The organism is Campylobacter concisus, assembly GCF_002092845.1.
Lineage (GTDB): Bacteria > Campylobacterota > Campylobacteria > Campylobacterales > Campylobacteraceae > Campylobacter_A > Campylobacter_A concisus_AQ.
In genome coordinates this window covers 40,947-56,753 of record NZ_LVXF01000039.1, presented here as the reverse complement: position 1 = coordinate 56,753, position 15,807 = coordinate 40,947, and the positions used below count along the sequence as shown (strand labels likewise).

The following is a 15,807-nucleotide window of genomic DNA, read 5'->3' as shown; positions in this document are numbered from 1 at the left end:
ATCGATTTTTCAAAAACGAACTTTTACTAATTTTCATCTATAATCACTCCATGAAAAACGAAGCACAAAAATTTTATTCCGTCATTGATCTAAAGTCCTTTTACGCCTCAGTTGAGTGCGTGGAGCGAGGGCTTGATCCGTTTAAAGCCGATCTAGTCGTGGCTGACGATAGTCGCGGCAACGGAAGTGTTTGCCTAGCCGTTAGCCCAGCTCTTAGAGCCAAAGGTGTGAAAAATAGATGCAGGCTTTTTGAAATACCAAAGGCTATAAAATTTATCATCGCACCGCCTAGAATGCAGTTTTACATCGACTATGCGGCTAAAATTTATGAGATATACCTAAAGTATGTCTCAAAAGATGATATCTATGTCTATTCTATCGATGAGGCCTTTATTGATCTTACTTCTTATGTTAAATTTTATAATACCGATGCAAAATCCATAGCCAAAAAGATAATGGATGAAATTTTAAAAACTACTGGCGTGACGGCCACCTGTGGCATGGGCACAAATTTATACCTTGCAAAAATCGCCCTTGATATCCTGGCTAAGCACAGTGATGATGGGATTGCATTTTTAGACGAGCAGCTTTATAAAGAACGTCTTTGGACGCATCAACCCTTGGATGACTTTTGGCGTATCGGTAAGCAAACTAGGCTAAAGCTGGAAAAACATGGAATTTTTTGTATGAAAGATATAGCAAATGCTCCGCGAAGCTTGCTTGAGAAATTTTTTGGAGTTGATGCATATATAACGATAGATCACGCAAATGGTATAGAGCCAACGACAATAGCTGACATAAAAGCATATAAACCAAGTACAAAATCCTACTTTAGCTCTGAAATTTTACCAAGAGACTACGAGCGTTGCGAGGCGGTAGTCGTACTAAAAGAGATGGCTGATAGGCTAGCGCTTAGGATGATCAACAAAGAAGTAATGGCAAGTGGAATAACGATAAATATAAAATTTGCCGATAAGCTTGAGCCACTACAACGTGCAAGTGTTCGGTTTAAGACACCAACAAATGTCTCAAGCATGCTAATGAGTTTGGCCGAAGAGCTACTTTTAAACAAGATAAAAAATGTTGGGCTGATTAGGCAAATTAGCATCAGTGCAAACGACGTAGTAAAAGAGAGTCTAACTCACTCTAGTCTTTTTAAGGATGACACTAAAGAAAAGGCTGTTTTAAAGTCCCTAAATCTCATAAAAGAAAAATTTGGTAAAAACTCGGTTTTAAGAGCTATCGATCTACTGCCAGAAGCCACTGGACAAGACCGAAATAAAAAGATCGGAGGGCACAAAAGTGGCGAGTAAAGATAGAGCGAAAATTTTTAGCTCGTTTAATCCTCTCTCAACCTTAGAGCGAGCCCTGCGACAAAAAGAGCGAGAAAAATGCGAAAAACTAGAGCTTGATGAGAGCAAAGTCGATGAAATTTTAAAAAAGATAAGCGAGCTAAGGCCGGCTGATGAAGTATATGTGAGCTATCATGACGGCTACACTTATACAAGTGCTAGCGGACTAATCTCCGATGTAAATTTTAAAAATAAAACTCTTATGGTTGTAAAAACTAGGATCAAATTTGAAGATATAAATGACCTAAAAATAATTTAGCCCCCAAGCGAGGGCTAAATTTATATAAATTCTACAAAGATTGTAAAATTTTTGGTTTAGAAAACGCAGTTATTGGCTTGATCTCGCCTTTATATTTTTCAAGATCCGCTAGTATCGTATGTCCGCAGTTGCTTTGAGCGATACTAGATGTGCCTTTGTCGCGAGTTAGGACATTGACGCAGCCATGCTTACAAAGGCTCTTCTCGCCTAGCACTTCAGGATCGTACCATGCGCCTTCGCAGATGGCGATGACATGCTCTGGGATGATGTCGGTGACTAGCGCGCCAACTAAAATTTCACCCCTATCGTTAAATACTCTCACCACGTCGCCAGTCGCGATGCCCTTTGCTTTGGCGTCATTTACGTTTATTAGCATTGGCTCGCGCGCGCATAATTCAGCGTAGTTTCTGATTATTGAGTTATTTAGCTGTGAGTGGAGGCGGTATCTTGAGTGTGGGGTTGTGACGCTAAATGGATACTTTTTAGCCTTTTCGCTGCCAAGCCACTCAAACGGCTCGATCCAAGCAACATGCGGCGCAAAGTCTTTGTAGCCAAATTTAGCGATAGTTGGAGAGTAGAGCTCTATCTTGCCAGATGGCGTGCCTAGGCGGTTTTTGTGAGGATTTTCTCTAAAAGCACTAAGCCTTGTGTAGTATCTGCTCGCTTCGTCATCTTGCTCAAATCTAACATATCCCTCTTTCCAAAACTCATCAAAGCTTGGCATCTTGACATTTATGCCCTTAGCTTGCTCAGCTGCGTCTGCATAAAATTCTTTCGCCCAGCCAAGCTCATCTTTGCCCTCTGTAAAGACCTCTTCTCTGCCCCAGCGTTTGCAGATTTGTGAGCAGATCCAGTAGTCGCTCCTGCTCTCGCCCATAGGCTCTACGACAGGCTTGTAAGCCACGATGTACTCGTTTGTAGGCACGCTTTGATTGATGTCATTTCTCTCGACTTCAAGGGCTACTGGCAAGACGATGTCGCTTAGTTTTGCTGTGCTTGTCCAAAATGGCTCAGCTGTTATTACGGTGTCAAATTTACGCCACGCTTTTACGGCGTTATTTACGTCTTGATGCCTTGTAAACATCGATCCAGACGCCATGTAAGCCACTCTCATGTGTGGTAGCTTGATCTTTGAGCCGTCATAGTCTATCTCTTTGCCAGGGTTTTGCAAAGCCTCGATCGATCTTGAAGATGGGATGGTGACGTTTTTAAATTTCTTCCAAGGAGCGCCATCTACGTTGTCGTATTTCTCGCTTATGCTAGTGCTGATGCCTTTTAGTGACGGAGCGATCTTGTCTGTAGCGCCATTTGAGTGGTAGAGGTTAAACTCGAAGCCAAGTCCCTCTTTACCGATGTGGCCAAGCATCGCGCTAAGTGTTACGATACCCCAAAAGCTCATCTCGCCGTGATCTTGTCTTTGAAGTGATCTGCCTGCGATGATGACGCTTGGCTCTTTTGCAAGTGCTGTTGCAAATTTTGCGATATCCTCAGCTTTTACTCCGCAAATTTTGCTAGCCCAGTTGATGTCTTTGACCACTTTGTCGGTTGTGCCAAGTAGGTAGTCTTTAAATTTATTAAAGCCAACTGTGTATTTTTTGATAAATTCCTCGTCATAAAGCTTGTTTTCATATAGATAGTGGCACATGCCAAGCATCATTGCTACGTCGGTATTTGGACGAACGATGATAGCTTCAGAGTCAAGGTATCTTGTGGTGTCGTTTTTAAAGACGCAAACGCTATAAGTTTTTATGCCTGCCTCTTTTATCTTTTTGATGCCAAGATAGCCATCATGTGTTGGTGGCTGCCATGAAATTTGATCAGTTACAAGTGGGTCAGTGCCCCAAAATACAACATTTTTAGCGTTTTTAGCGATAGCCTCCCACTTTGTCGGAGCATCATAAACGGCGCTGTTGCCTAGGACGTGAAGCATGATAACAAGGCCAGCACCCGTTGAGTAGTCGCCGCTCTCTTCTACATATCCGCCAAGCACTTTTAGCATCCTGTGACCAACAGTCCTACCCCAGCTGATCTTGCCGCTACCGCCCCACCAGTAGCACTCGCCGTAGATGCTCTCAGGGCCGTATTTGTCGAAATTTTCTTTTAAGGCTTTTGCTGCTAGATCAAGGGCTGTCTCCCAGCTAACACGCACAAATTCCTCTTTGCCACGAAGCTCGCTCTTTGCTGCGCCTTTTGCCTTTAGGTAGCTCTTTCTCACGTATGGATAGAGCACGCGGCTTTCGTTTTGGATGAGGTCTGGCAAGCTGTTGTTCATGGTATTTGGGAATTTATCGCCCTCAAATGGATCAACAGAGACGATTTGGTTTGAGTTGGTATTTGCCCAAAATAGGCCAAATCTATTTGCGCCAAAGGTTTTGTTTTGGTCAAAAATGGTCTTAGTCACGCCCTCTATCTTGTTTGCCTGCGCTGCTGTGGCAGCAAGTGCAGAAAATTTTATAAAATCTCGTCTTTTCATATTTTCTCCCTTATGAAAATTTATTTTACTTTTTTGGCATTGTGTTGTAGGTATTTAAGCACTAAATTTAGGTCAGTTTCGTCTAGTGCTACAAATTTTGCATCGACCATTCCAGCTAAATTTGCTGGCCACTGAGCCGCTGTAAAGCTATTTGGCTCATGAAGTCTATGACATGCTGAACAAGTCTCCTCATAAATTTTTTGTGCTTTTGCATAAAGATTTTTTGTATCGCCACCAAGTACGTCATTTGGTATCTCATAAACACCCTCTACTTGGTACCATACTTCGCCATACTCATCTTCAATATCTTTTACTTTTTTAAAATTTGCCTCACTTTCATCATTAAAAGCAATAAAAACTTCCGGATCTTCTATGCTTCTTTGAAGCTGGGCTAAATAGTTTCCTGAAACCACACCATTAACCTTTATCTTACTCGTCTTTTCGCCTTTTTCTATAACCTCAACTGGCGTTAAAACTTCGATCTTTCCAATATTTTTACCATCTAACGTTACATTGGCATCTTTTGCGATGACATCGGCACTAAAAGCAAGACTACATGCTAAGACAGGGGCTAAAAATAGCATTTTCATGTTGCAATCCTTAAAAATAAAATTTAAAAAAATTTTATAACCTAATAACTTAAAATTACATTGTTATATTTAGCTTTATTTAAGAAAGTTAATATTCATTTTTATTAAAAATAAGATTTAGTAGAAAATTTATCAATGGGTTTTGTTGATTGTTTTGATAGCTAAAAATATAAGCAAACACAAACTCTGTAAAAATTTAATCTTACTTTACTAACCACTATAAAAAAGTATGGCAGAGCTTTTATAAACTTAAAAACTTAAATTAGCAAACTTCTTACAGAATTCAAAAATATGCTAAAAGTTACTACTCTAAATTGCTAGCTATGTTAAGACTTCCTAGGGTTTTATTGTTTTAAAATTTTTGTCAAAACGTCTTATTATCAATCTAGCAGCTTTGCTTATCGCCTAGCTCGCACGCTTTTTTTCGCATTTGCTTTGCCTTTTTCGCGTCTTTTTTTACCTGCTCGTATCTATTTTCGTTGAAATTTCCCTCATACAGCCACGCCGCCCTCTCGCAGCCGCCTACGTAGCCTAGCTTACACGAGCGCTCGTAATACCCCATCATCTCGCCTATATCGCCTCCCGTTCGCTCTATCATCCAACCCACGTTGTAGCATCCGGGAGCGTATTTTTTGTTGCATAGGGTATTGTTTATCGCAAACGACTGCGCCTCGTTGCCCAGCTCTTCTTGCATGAAATTTGCTAGCGCCAAGCAACCGGGCAAATACTCGTAAAGGACGCAGCTAGCCTTGTAATACGCGCTAATCTTGGTCTCGCGCTCGCTCTTATCCGCAGCTTTTACTAGATTATTTTTATAAAGTTCGCCCAGATAAAAGCAGCCCTCGCCGTCTCCTTTGGCGCAGGCTAGGCTAAATAGCCCTTCCGCCGCGCCGTAGTCTTGCTTTAAGTTTGCCGCTACCATGCCCGCTTGCACGCACTCTTTGGTGGCGTTTAGGTCGGGATTTTTGCATTTTTTGACCTTTTCTAGCGTATCTGCGGCTAACAATGGCGAAAGGTCCGGCTCGCTAGCGAATAAATTTAACGTCGCAAATAGCGCAAATAATAAATTTTTCATTTTTATCCTTAAAAATTTGCCTAACCCCGCGCTTTGACGATGCAAGCGGCGACGGCATCCATCAAGGCGCCGCGAAATCCGCCCTTTTCAAGCGCGGCAAGTCCCTCGATCGTGGTTCCCGCGGGCGAGCAGACCTCGTCTTTTAGCGCGGCCGGGTGCTTGCCGCTTTGGATCAGACGCGCCGTCCCTTCTACGGCTGCCGCAACGGCGTCGTAGCAAAGCTGCCTAGGCAGTCCGCCCCGCACACCGGCATCGGCCGCAGCCTCGATAAAGGCGCACGCATACGCGGGCAGGCTACCTGCGATGCCCGTAAATGCGGCAAAACCGGTCTCGTCTATCTCATAAATTTTACCGATTTTTGCGATTATCTCGCGCACGGTCTCTTTCTTGGCCTCGCTAAATCCAGCGTCAAAGCAAAGAGCCGTGGCCGACGCGCCGATGCAAGCGGCGATATTTGGCATCGCGCGAGCGATATAAACGCCCTCGCCTACGATTTGCCTAGCGCGATTTATGTCAAAACCCGGCGCCAAAAGAAGCAAAATTTTGCCCGCAAGCTCGGGCGCGATCAGGCGCAAGATAGCCTCGTAGCTAGCGGGCTTAGTAGCCACAGCACGACCGCGTCCGCTTCGCGCGCTAGATCCGTTTCGCTCGCGGCTATTTTTACGCTAAATCTCTGCCGCAAGGCTTCGTTTTTGCTTCTGGCGCAGGCTAGGATTTCAAATTTTGCCTCTTTTTCGCATTCGCACGAGCTCGCGTTTTTATCCGTTTGCGCTAAATTTTCCACCCTTTGCGCCTCGCTACCGCCGCTGGATTTTCGCTCGTCCTCGACCGAGCTTCGCCCCTCGTTAGCTGCGCCGCACTGCGCTCGCCAAAGCGCCTCTATCATCGCGCCGCCCATATTTCCGCCGCCGATGAAGCCTATTTTTACGTTTTTCATTTCGCCGTCTTTTTTAGAGTGCCGATTTTGACCGCTTTGCCCGCGATCGCCGTATTTACCGCCGCGCTATCCGCCCAGATCGCGCCCGTAACCTGCCCAGGCGCCAAGGTATAAACGCCGCCCGTTTGCGCCTCATCGCTCGCCTTAAACTCGTTGCCCACGACCAGCTCATAAACGACGTTCGTGTCATTTTCAAATTTGATCGCCGCTTTTAGCGTCGGCTCCATTTTCTGTTTAGCTGCGCCCGCGTACTGCTCGAGTATGTTTTTGCTAAGCTTACCGTAGACGTCGCCGTCTGGGCTTAGATATATCCGCACGACGCGCTTGTCCGAGTTTTTGCCGCCCTTTTCGCCCTTGCCGACGCTCACACTCATCTCGTAGGCGGTTTCTCCCGTCGGAAAATCCTTAAATTTAGCGTCAGGGACGAAAATGCGAACGTTGTCCGTTACCGTCTTCGTTTCGTGCGTCTGCGGCGTTATGCCAGTTAGCACGATCGTGGATTTCACATCCGCGCCTTTATCCGAAGCAAGCGTAGAGATCGGCACGCGCGTAAGCAGTGTCGTCTCGTAGCAGCCGCCAAAAATTAACGCTGCGGCGAAAGCGAAGATAAATTTTAGTTTTTTCATCGGTTTCCTTTAAATTTACGCCGATTCTAGCATAAACTAAGCATTTTTGTATTGATTATATTAAAAGTAAAAATAGAAAAGTAAGTATGGTATTTTAAAGTATAAATAGTTTTAGGATTGATAAATTTTAGATGAGAGAGAATGACTCTATTTCGTCTTGAACAAAGCCAATTTAAATAAATAATTCAAAAAGATATAAGAATTTATTTAAATCTTTTTTGCTGTTTTTAGAGTTTAATTATTAGCCCCTTTACAAAGGGGCTAGATGACAAATTTTAATTAGAGTTTTGCTTTTCTTTTGCGCTCTGTTGGGTCTAAATAGCGCTTGCGAACGCGGATATTTATAGGCGTAACCTCGACTAGCTCGTCATCCTCGATCCACTCTAGTGCGCGCTCAAGGCTTAGCTTTCTAGGTGGCACAAGCTTGATCGCATCGTCGCTACCGCTAGCACGCACGTTTGTTAGGTTTTTACCCTTGATAGGATTTACGTCAAGGTCGTTTGGACGGCTGTGCTCGCCGATGATCATGCCTACATAGACTTTTGCTTGCGGATCAAGGAAAAGCACACCACGATCTTGCAAGTTAAATAGCGAATAAGCAAGCGTTACTCCGTTTTCCATCGAAACTAAAGCACCATTTGTTCTGTGCTCGACGGTGCCGCTTAGTGGTCTAAACTCCAAAAAGCTGTGGTTCATAACACCCTCGCCTTTTGTATCAGTCAAAAACTGGCTTCTAAAACCGATAAGTCCGCGTGCTGGGATCTCAAACTCGATCCTTGTTTGACCATCACCTGTTGGGTTCATAGAGACCATTTCAGCCTTTCTTTTGCCTAGTTTTTCTATGACAGTGCCTGTCGTATCATCAGGTGCGTCAATCACTAAAAGCTCGTATGGCTCGCATTTTACGCCGTTTATCTCTTTTACAATAACCTCAGGTCTGCCAAGTAAAAATTCATAGCCCTCGCGGCGCATATTTTCAGCCAAAATAGTAATCTGAAGCTCACCACGGCCACTTACTTTAAATTTGCCCTCGCCGATGTTTTCGTATTTCATCGCGATATTTGTCTTCATCTCGTTTGCAAGGCGCTCATCGATCTTGTTTGATGTAACGTGTTTGCCCTCAGTACCCGCTAATGGGCCATCATTTACAGAAAACACAACGCTAAGTGTTGGCTCTTCGATGTGAAGAGGATCAAGCGGATGAGGATTGTTTGGATCAACGACGCTATCGCCAACGTCAAGCGCATCAAAGCCAGCGATCGCTACGATGTCGCCAGTGCCAGCTTCGTTAATATCGGTTCTTTCAAGACCCATAAAGCCGATAAGCTTTGAAATTCTACCAGTTGTCTTTGTGCCATCAGCCTTTGCAAGCATGACATTTTGGTTTTTTGATATCTTGCCGTTAAAAATTCTCGCAATACCGATCTTGCCGACATAGTTGTCATAATCAAGAGTAAACACTTGAAGCTGAAGCGGGTTTTCATCGCTACCACTTGGAGCTGGTACATGAGCTAGGATAGTCTCAAAAAGTGGCTGCATATCTTTGTTTTCATCGCTTAGTTTTAGCTTTGCGTAGCCATTTTTAGCAGCAGCATAAACTACTGGAAATTCTAGCTGCTCGTCATTTGCATCAAGTGCGACAAAAAGGTCAAAAATTTCATTTATAACGCGGTCTGGATCGCCTGCTGGCTTATCTATCTTATTTACGACAACGATTGGACGAAGTCCTAGTGAAAGTGCTTTTTTGACGACGAATTTAGTTTGCGGCATAACGCCTTCTTGCGCATCGACAAGTAGCAAAACGCCATCAACCATCTTAAGAACACGCTCTACCTCACCACCAAAGTCGGCGTGGCCTGGGGTGTCAATGATGTTGATCTTTGTATCTTTGTAGCGAATAGCAGTATTTTTAGAAAGAATCGTGATGCCACGCTCTCTTTCGATGTCGTTGCTATCCATTACACGCTCGCCAAGGTTTTGATGCTCGTTAAATGTTCCTGACTGTTTCAAAAGCTCATCAACCATTGTTGTTTTACCGTGGTCGACGTGTGCGATAACGGCTATATTTCGTATCTTTTCCAAATTTTTCTCCGTTTATTAGTTTGCTATTTTTTGTTTGTCAGTTTTAAAATAGGGGCAGATTATAGCCAAATTTTTATAAATTTTAAGCTGATATCAAGAAATTAATTTTTGGAATAGATTTTGCATGTTTGGCATTAAGTTTAAAAATTTGAAAGGTTTAAATGCAAGCTTATACAGCGAAAAACAACGTAGATTTGTTAGCTCCTGCGGCTACTAAAAAGCCCACAGCTGCGAAGAAGTCTCAAAACAACGGTGAGTTTTTGTCGATGGTTTTGGATGCGGCTGCGAGCAAGGCAAATAGCGGCCAAAAAATCACTGAAAAAGATGTCAAAGAAATAGTAAAAACAGTTACTACTCAAAAAGAGACGCTACAAAAAGCTCAAAGCGAAAATGTAGCAAAAATTTCAACCGCACTTGAAGAAAATTTGGACGAAAACACAAAAAATGAGCTTTATGAAAATGCAAATTTTATGCAGCTTTTGCAAGTTTTAGAAATTCTAAATGGCAATGAAAAAGTAAGTAAATTTCCAAATTTCAGCGACAAAATAGCAAATTTCTTAAGTGTGCCTGAAAACGTTGAAGAGCTTAGCAATGTTAAAAGCGTTAGCGATCTTATCGACCTTGCTAAGAAATTTGACCTTGGCCTTGAAAATATAGAAATTTCAAACGAAGATGTGCCAAAACTAAATGAGATGTTTAAAAATTTAGGCAAGAAAGAATTTTTCACACCTATAAAAACTGAAGAGAAGCCTTTTTACCTAAAAGAGCTAAAAAATGAAGTCGAGCAAACCATCATCAAAAATGAACCAAAAGAGGTCGTAAAGCTTGATACTTTGTTAAAAGAGGTAGTGGCAAATCCAACTAATGAAACTAAAAATTTAGTAAAAGAAGAGCCTAAAAAGCTAGATAGTGAAGTAAAGCTTGATGATGAGATAGTAGATGTTGAGCCAGATGAGCAGCCAAAAGAGCCAAAAACAAAGGTAAATTTACATGAGCAAAAGGCACAAAAAGCTCCAACTCTTGAGTCACTACTCTTTCCTGAAAGAGAACAACAAAAAAATGAGAATTTTGAGAGCAAAGAGACATTTAACAGCGATAATAAATTAGAGCTAAAACAAATGGTAAAAGATATCGCTAGTAGTGCTAAACACCAGCTTCAAACAAAGGCTGAGATAAAAGAGACGCTTAGTAACTTCTCTTCTACACTAAAAGAGCAGGTGCAAAACTACAAAGCGCCTATCACTCGTTTTAACATCACGCTTAACCCGCTAAATTTAGGCGAGGTCGAGATCACGATGGTAAATCGTGGCAACAACTTACATGTAAATTTTAACTCAACCACGGCTACGATGAATCTCTTTTTGCAAAATCAAGCCGAGTTTAAAAATAGCCTTGTAAATATGGGATTTACCGAGCTTGAGATGAATTTCTCAGATCAAAATCAAAGACAAGATAAAAAAGAACAAGCAAAGAATAAATATAGCTCAAATCAAAACGATGAGAGCGAAAACACTCAAGCGGAACAAAGCTTGCTTGAACTAGTAATACCAAGATATATTTAGGAGAGATTATGGCTTCAGTTTCAGATATAACTACACAAACAACTCAACAAAAAAACGCCGAGAAAAAGGCAAAAGCAAAGCAAGATGCGGCAGCTGGCACAGGAACTAATCCAAATGCGCAGCTAGATAAAGATGCATTTATGAAGCTACTTTTAACAGAGCTTCAGTATCAAGATCCAACAAGCCCTATGGATACTGAAAAGATGCTTACGCAAACTAGTCAGCTAGCTTCACTAGAGATGCAACAAAATACAAACTCAGCTATGAAAGAGCTTGTAAATCAGTTAAAATCAAATGCAAATGCCTACGCTATCTCAGCCCTTGGCAAAATGGTCTCAACTGGTTCAAACTCAGTTTTACTAACAGATGAGCAAAAAACTGTAAATTTTGCACTTTATTTTAAATCAGATCTTGCAAATGGTAAGCTCGAAATTAAAAATGCAAATGGAGAGGTCGTTCGTTCAATCGATATAAAAGATCTAAAATCAGGAGTTCGCAGAATATCTTGGGATGGCAAAGATGATTCTGGAAAACAATTACCAAACGGAGCATATACAGTCTCTGTTAATTACACTGGAAAAGACGGTAATTCATACAAAACTCAAGTAGGTAACTATCCGGTTGAAGCAGTAAAATTTGTAGACGGCAAAGCCATGATAAAAATCGCAGGCGAATATGTCCCAATGGATAAAATATCTGAATTTTACGAGGGCTAAAATCCATGATGAGAGGTTTTTACAATGGAATTAGTGGTATTAAAACACAAAGCTTTGGTATGGATGTTTGGGCAAATAATATTTCAAATATCAACAACGTAGGTTTTAAAGCTTCAATCCCTGAGTTTAAAAATTTAATCAATCAACATATGGCTTCTGCTGGAAGTGGCCCAACTAACAATCAAGTAGGTCTTGGAGCTACGAAACAAACGACAGCTTTAAAGATGACAAATGGTAGTTTTCAAAATACTGATAATAACTTTGACCTAGCCATAGGTGGTAAAGGCTTTTTTGGTGTCGTTGATAAAAATGGTAGAAACTACTACACAAGAACAGGTAGCTTCGATATAGATGGGGCTGGAAATTTAGTAGACAATAAAGGCAACTTGCTTCTTGGTACGTTAACAAGTTTTACTCCAGTCACCCCAAGTGCTAATGCTCTTAGAAAATATGGTCAAACAAAAGGTACCACGCAGGCATTTACTGCAAAAGAAGAAGATCTAAAACTAGGCGATACTGGCTCACAAAAAGGTATAAATTTACCTCATTTTTTATATATGCCAGCCAAGCAAACAAAAAATATAAATTTAAAAGGTAACCTAGACTCAAGCCTTATAACAGATAAGCGAACAACAGCCATTGATGCGGCAAATTTTAATTATACACTCGATAATACAAACAAAACTATCTCACTAAATGGACAAATCCCACTAAGCCAGACGAACTTTGGTGCAAAAGCAGGTGACAGCGTGGTGGTAAAAGTAAAAGACGGTGATGGTAAAATTAGTGAGTTTTCAACCACACTAGAGAGCGATGGCAGCTGGCATATAAACAATAAAAGCCTAAAATTTATGAATTTTGCTAATTTAGATGTAAAGGCTGAAGTTACATCACTAGTTGAAGTAGCTAATAAAGAAAAACTAAGCTCAGAGATATATAACAGTGATGGTACGAAGAGCTTAGTAACTATAAATTTTACAAAGCAAATCCCTCAAGGTGGCAATCAAACTATCTGGAATGCTACAGCTACGATAACTGATGCTAATGGTGTTGTACAAAATACAGCTATGGGAACACTTACTTTTGATGGTAGCGGTAGACTTGTTACAAATACATTAACAAGCGTTGGAAACGTAGCTTTAAATTTTCTTGGCGATGGAGATGCGAATGTCTATAATGGCATAACAAGCTCAGCCAATTCAAAAAAAGACTTCGTCATAAAAGCAGATGGCTATGCCGAGGGAAATCTCACAAAATATAGCGTAGATGACCGTGGTAATATCATGGCAAATTTTGACAATTCTCGCTCATTTATAGTTGCAAAAATAGCTCTATATCACTTCCAAAATGAACAGGGCGTATCAAAAGTGGGTGATAATCTCTATGAGGCAACTCCAAATTCAGGTGAAGCATTTTTTTATAAAAATAAAGCTGGTGAGACCATTTATGGCTCACAAATTCTTGCAAATAAACTTGAAATGAGTAACGTCGATCTTGGTCAAGCGCTAAGTGAGGTTATAGTCACACAAAAGGCTTATGAGGCTAGTGCAAAAAGTATCACAACAAGTGATGAGATGATCCAGACTGCTATTCAGATGAAGAAATAATTTTTATGCTAGTTGATGATTAAAAATTTAAAATGAATGATAATTTTAAGAATAGAGTTTAACTTCGTTTATTAAAAACTCATAAACTCTTTGCTGAACTAAAATTTCTTCCTCGCAGCCACTCATCAAGCGACGAAGGTGAGAAAAATCTATCTTTTTGGCGTATCTTTTATGATCTTTTAGGTCTTTATCAATGCTTAAAAGTAGTGCATCAAGTGTGATCCTATCGTTTCTTTTAACTCTGGCTACATACTCTTTAACAGTTTGGATCAAAAAGTCTTTTCTTGTTTGGTCATTTTCATAAATTTCATTTGTAATGTCATTTAAAACAAAAAAATCATCTTCGTCTGGGTCAAATTTAGCAGAGATCATAGCGGCAAAAATTTTTGCACGAAACTCTAAAGATTTGTGATGATAGATAAAAAAATCTCTAAAAGCTGATAAAAAACGAAGTTTAAACTTTCCAGACATTACTCTACTTTTTATGAAATTTGGGCTGATTATATACTTTTAAAGCTAAATTTTTAAAAATGTAACTATAAAACTAAATTTAAGTATAGTTTTTGTATGATTGCGAAGCTCCTTCTTAGACCTGTGCAATGCTTTTTATGAGCACCGCTTCAGGGTGGGAACACAGCAGAGCACTTGTATTAAGTGTGTGCCGCAGTCATCTGAGAGGGGGTCTTTCTAAACCAAAATGCTCATTAAAATCATTGCAAATTTCTAAAAAATCCACTCCATCGATCTTAGGTTTTTCGCTAAAAAATTTATACATATTATTAAAACCATCAGTTAGCTCTTTTGACTTGACACCGTAGCTTATAGAAATTCCTGCTTCGATATAGGCTGATAGCTTGTCGCAGTATTTTAGCGCTTTGCCATCTATCGGGTTAAATTTATCCTCATTTACGTTCTCCATAGTCCCTTCGTGGCAGATGATCTTGCGCTCGTAAGTCCTATTTTCAAACTCATCTTTGATAAATTTCTCGCCATCTTTTCTGATGCCAAGGATGTAGCTAAACTCATCTTTGATCTTTTCAGGCACAAATGGCAAAATCCTCTCATCAATAAGCCTCATCTCATACTCACTGATGATCTCATTTAGCCCCTTTACGCCGTATTTTACAGGGCTTATGATATCCCTTGTTAGGCTCTCTGGCAAGTCGTGAAATAGTGCGCAAAAGAAGTTATTTTCTAGCCGTTTTTTGCAAGCTTTTGCTTTTAGCGAGTAAAAGTAGCTTAGTATCGCAACAACTAGCATATGTCCTAAGACCGCAGTTTCAGGGATGCGTGGCGTTTGTGCCCAGCGCTTTTGAAACCTTAGTCTGCCACTTAGATCAACAAGGCGGGCTAATTTTTGATTCATAGCGATCTTTCTAACGCCAATTAACTCGTAATAATCCTCCATCTCCTCCTCAACCTTTGCCTTAAGCTCGTCGATATCGCTTAAAAACTGGCTCGTTTGATAGACGATAGAAAATTCCCACCTCGTGGCAAGATAGCTGGCTGCTTTTAGTATAAGGCGCTCTTTTTCGTGAGTTTTGTCGTTTTTATAGTGGTTTTTAAATCTCTCCAAAAACTCGCCGCCCTCGATATCTGAGATGAGCGTCTCAAGGTTGCTTAAAACCCAGCTATTTATCTGATCTTTTTTTGTCTTTTGGATGTGATGAAAGACGTCAGGGCGTATGTCTGTGACTACGACCCTGCTTAAAAACTCAAAAATTCCAGCCTCGATGATGTAATTCATGTCGGCATTTTGCTCTTGTTTTGCTATGAAATAAGCGATGATAAATTTATGAGCCTGTTTGTCAAGCTCGACTAAATTTGTCATCTTTGGATAGTCGTTCCAACGTGATATAGATGCTGCTTTAAAGATATGTTCTATAAGCTTAGCACTTATCATTATTTATCCTTTTTGACTACTTTTGGCTTCTTATCATCGGCGTAGCTTATCTTTCTAAAGCCCTCTTTGTTTGAGCTTCTCCTTGGTTTGTCATCTTTTTTAAATTTATCATCTCTGCTGCCTCTACTGCTAGAGCGATCGCTTGTGCTACGTCTCTCACGTGGCTTATCACTAAAGCTTCTCTCCCTACTTCTTGGAGCGTATTCTTTCTCTTCAGCTGGCTTTTTTACCACTAGATCAGAGCTGATCTCGATAACCGTATGGACATTTCCACGTGGGTTAAAATCACCAACTATCTTCATAAATTTTGGCTCAAGTTTTTTCTCTAAAACAGAGTAAATTTCATTTATACTATCTTCGTGGCTGATGTTGCGGCTCATAAAGCTATTTATATAAAGCTTTATCGCTTTTAGCTCGACAACTAGCTTATTTGGGATGTACTCAAGATAGATCGTCGCAAAGTCAGGATAACCAGAGCGAGGGCAAAGGCAACAAAACTCAGGCAGAGTGATCTTTATGACATAGTCCCTTGTTTGCTTATTTTCCCAGACCTCAAGGTCACTCTCTACGTCAAATTCTTTCAAAATTTTCTCGCCATACTTCATCTCTTCGCTCATTTTTTATC

15 protein-coding genes and 1 other RNA gene are annotated in these 15,807 nt (G+C 40.8%); 6 read left to right on the top strand and 10 right to left on the bottom strand.

The window, feature by feature from the left end; translation table 11 throughout:
* Positions 1-50 precede the first annotated feature (50 nt).
* Complete coding sequence (locus tag A3854_RS07740; RefSeq protein ID WP_084041998.1) at positions 51-1,313, top strand: Y-family DNA polymerase; 1,263 nt, start codon at positions 51-53, stop codon at positions 1,311-1,313.
* Complete coding sequence (locus tag A3854_RS07735; protein ID WP_149714768.1) at positions 1,303-1,611, top strand: YolD-like family protein; 309 nt, start codon at positions 1,303-1,305, stop codon at positions 1,609-1,611. The genes A3854_RS07740 and A3854_RS07735 overlap by 11 nt, the downstream gene beginning before the upstream one ends.
* Positions 1,612-1,642: 31 nt before the next feature.
* On the opposite strand, the gene A3854_RS07730 is transcribed toward A3854_RS07735, so the two are convergent.
* The 7 genes from A3854_RS07730 to typA all read right to left on the bottom strand — a co-directional run bounded on the left by A3854_RS07730 (position 1,643) and on the right by typA (position 9,394).
* Entirely contained in the window at positions 1,643-4,084 is a 2,442-nt protein-coding gene (locus A3854_RS07730) for a molybdopterin-dependent oxidoreductase (RefSeq protein WP_084041997.1), read from the bottom strand.
* A 20-nt stretch (positions 4,085-4,104) separates the two neighbouring features.
* The gene (locus tag A3854_RS07725) at positions 4,105-4,674 is read right to left on the bottom strand and encodes a hypothetical protein (protein WP_084041996.1); all 570 of its coding nucleotides are present in this window, start codon (positions 4,672-4,674) and stop codon (positions 4,105-4,107) included.
* A 385-nt stretch (positions 4,675-5,059) separates the two neighbouring features.
* Positions 5,060-5,749 carry a tetratricopeptide repeat protein gene (locus A3854_RS07720; RefSeq protein ID WP_084041995.1) on the bottom strand — a complete coding sequence of 230 codons (690 nt, stop codon included), beginning with the start codon at positions 5,747-5,749 and terminating at the stop codon, positions 5,060-5,062.
* A gap of 20 nt (positions 5,750-5,769) precedes the next feature.
* Positions 5,770-6,324 carry a pyrroline-5-carboxylate reductase dimerization domain-containing protein gene (locus tag A3854_RS07715; protein ID WP_084041994.1) on the bottom strand — a complete coding sequence of 185 codons (555 nt, stop codon included), beginning with the start codon at positions 6,322-6,324 and terminating at the stop codon, positions 5,770-5,772.
* Positions 6,315-6,686, bottom strand: coding sequence for a hypothetical protein (locus A3854_RS07710; protein ID WP_084041993.1), 372 nt, complete (start codon positions 6,684-6,686; stop codon positions 6,315-6,317). The genes A3854_RS07715 and A3854_RS07710 overlap by 10 nt, the downstream gene beginning before the upstream one ends.
* Positions 6,683-7,192 carry a hypothetical protein gene (locus tag A3854_RS07705; RefSeq protein ID WP_223155377.1) on the bottom strand — a complete coding sequence of 170 codons (510 nt, stop codon included), beginning with the start codon at positions 7,190-7,192 and terminating at the stop codon, positions 6,683-6,685. The genes A3854_RS07710 and A3854_RS07705 overlap by 4 nt, the downstream gene beginning before the upstream one ends.
* Positions 7,193-7,591: 399 nt before the next feature.
* Complete coding sequence (gene typA, locus A3854_RS07700) at positions 7,592-9,394, bottom strand: translational GTPase TypA (RefSeq protein ID WP_072595308.1); 1,803 nt, start codon at positions 9,392-9,394, stop codon at positions 7,592-7,594.
* 161 nt (positions 9,395-9,555) lie between these two features.
* On the opposite strand from typA, the gene fliK reads away from it, so the two are divergent.
* From fliK to A3854_RS07685, 3 genes are read left to right on the top strand one after another with little or no spacing between them, the layout of a single operon-like run.
* Positions 9,556-10,956 carry a flagellar hook-length control protein FliK gene (fliK, locus tag A3854_RS07695; RefSeq protein ID WP_084041991.1) on the top strand — a complete coding sequence of 467 codons (1,401 nt, stop codon included), beginning with the start codon at positions 9,556-9,558 and terminating at the stop codon, positions 10,954-10,956.
* 8 nt (positions 10,957-10,964) lie between these two features.
* Positions 10,965-11,672, top strand: coding sequence for a flagellar basal body rod modification protein (locus A3854_RS07690; protein ID WP_084041990.1), 708 nt, complete (start codon positions 10,965-10,967; stop codon positions 11,670-11,672).
* An 8-nt stretch (positions 11,673-11,680) separates the two neighbouring features.
* Positions 11,681-13,279 carry a flagellar hook protein FlgE gene (locus A3854_RS07685; protein ID WP_084042038.1) on the top strand — a complete coding sequence of 533 codons (1,599 nt, stop codon included), beginning with the start codon at positions 11,681-11,683 and terminating at the stop codon, positions 13,277-13,279.
* A 45-nt stretch (positions 13,280-13,324) separates the two neighbouring features.
* On the opposite strand, the gene A3854_RS07680 is transcribed toward A3854_RS07685, so the two are convergent.
* Entirely contained in the window at positions 13,325-13,750 is a 426-nt protein-coding gene (locus A3854_RS07680) for a hypothetical protein (RefSeq protein ID WP_072595304.1), read from the bottom strand.
* A gap of 112 nt (positions 13,751-13,862) precedes the next feature.
* Here A3854_RS07680 and ffs point away from each other — a divergent pair.
* Positions 13,863-13,960, top strand: an RNA gene (gene ffs / locus A3854_RS07675) — signal recognition particle sRNA small type.
* Here ffs and A3854_RS07670 read toward each other — a convergent pair.
* A complete protein-coding gene (locus A3854_RS07670) occupies positions 13,947-15,182 on the bottom strand; it encodes an HD domain-containing protein (RefSeq protein WP_084041989.1) in 1,236 nt (411 codons plus the stop codon). The two genes, ffs and A3854_RS07670, sit on opposite strands and share 14 nt — an antisense overlap.
* Positions 15,182-15,799 (bottom strand): preQ(1) synthase, encoded by a 618-nt coding sequence (gene queF, locus A3854_RS07665; RefSeq protein WP_257639895.1) that lies wholly within the window; start codon positions 15,797-15,799, stop codon positions 15,182-15,184. The genes A3854_RS07670 and queF overlap by 1 nt, the downstream gene beginning before the upstream one ends.
* Positions 15,800-15,807: the final 8 nt, after the last annotated feature.

What these genes read in the sequence shown, in the direction of transcription:
- A3854_RS07740 (WP_084041998.1), top strand. Translation starts at nt 51, where the DNA reads ATGAAAAACGAAGCACAAAAATTTTATTCCGTCATTGATCTAAAGTCC.
- A3854_RS07710 (WP_084041993.1), bottom strand. Translation starts at nt 6,686, where the DNA reads ATGAAAAACGTAAAAATAGGCTTCATCGGCGGCGGAAATATGGGCGGC.
- A3854_RS07720 (WP_084041995.1), bottom strand. Translation starts at nt 5,749, where the DNA reads ATGAAAAATTTATTATTTGCGCTATTTGCGACGTTAAATTTATTCGCT.
- queF (WP_257639895.1), bottom strand. Translation starts at nt 15,799, where the DNA reads ATGAGCGAAGAGATGAAGTATGGCGAGAAAATTTTGAAAGAATTTGAC.
- A3854_RS07680 (WP_072595304.1), bottom strand. Translation starts at nt 13,750, where the DNA reads ATGTCTGGAAAGTTTAAACTTCGTTTTTTATCAGCTTTTAGAGATTTT.
- A3854_RS07725 (WP_084041996.1), bottom strand. Translation starts at nt 4,674, where the DNA reads ATGAAAATGCTATTTTTAGCCCCTGTCTTAGCATGTAGTCTTGCTTTT.
- A3854_RS07670 (WP_084041989.1), bottom strand. Translation starts at nt 15,182, where the DNA reads ATGATAAGTGCTAAGCTTATAGAACATATCTTTAAAGCAGCATCTATA.
- A3854_RS07685 (WP_084042038.1), top strand. Translation starts at nt 11,681, where the DNA reads ATGAGAGGTTTTTACAATGGAATTAGTGGTATTAAAACACAAAGCTTT.
- A3854_RS07690 (WP_084041990.1), top strand. Translation starts at nt 10,965, where the DNA reads ATGGCTTCAGTTTCAGATATAACTACACAAACAACTCAACAAAAAAAC.
- fliK (WP_084041991.1), top strand. Translation starts at nt 9,556, where the DNA reads ATGCAAGCTTATACAGCGAAAAACAACGTAGATTTGTTAGCTCCTGCG.
- A3854_RS07730 (WP_084041997.1), bottom strand. Translation starts at nt 4,084, where the DNA reads ATGAAAAGACGAGATTTTATAAAATTTTCTGCACTTGCTGCCACAGCA.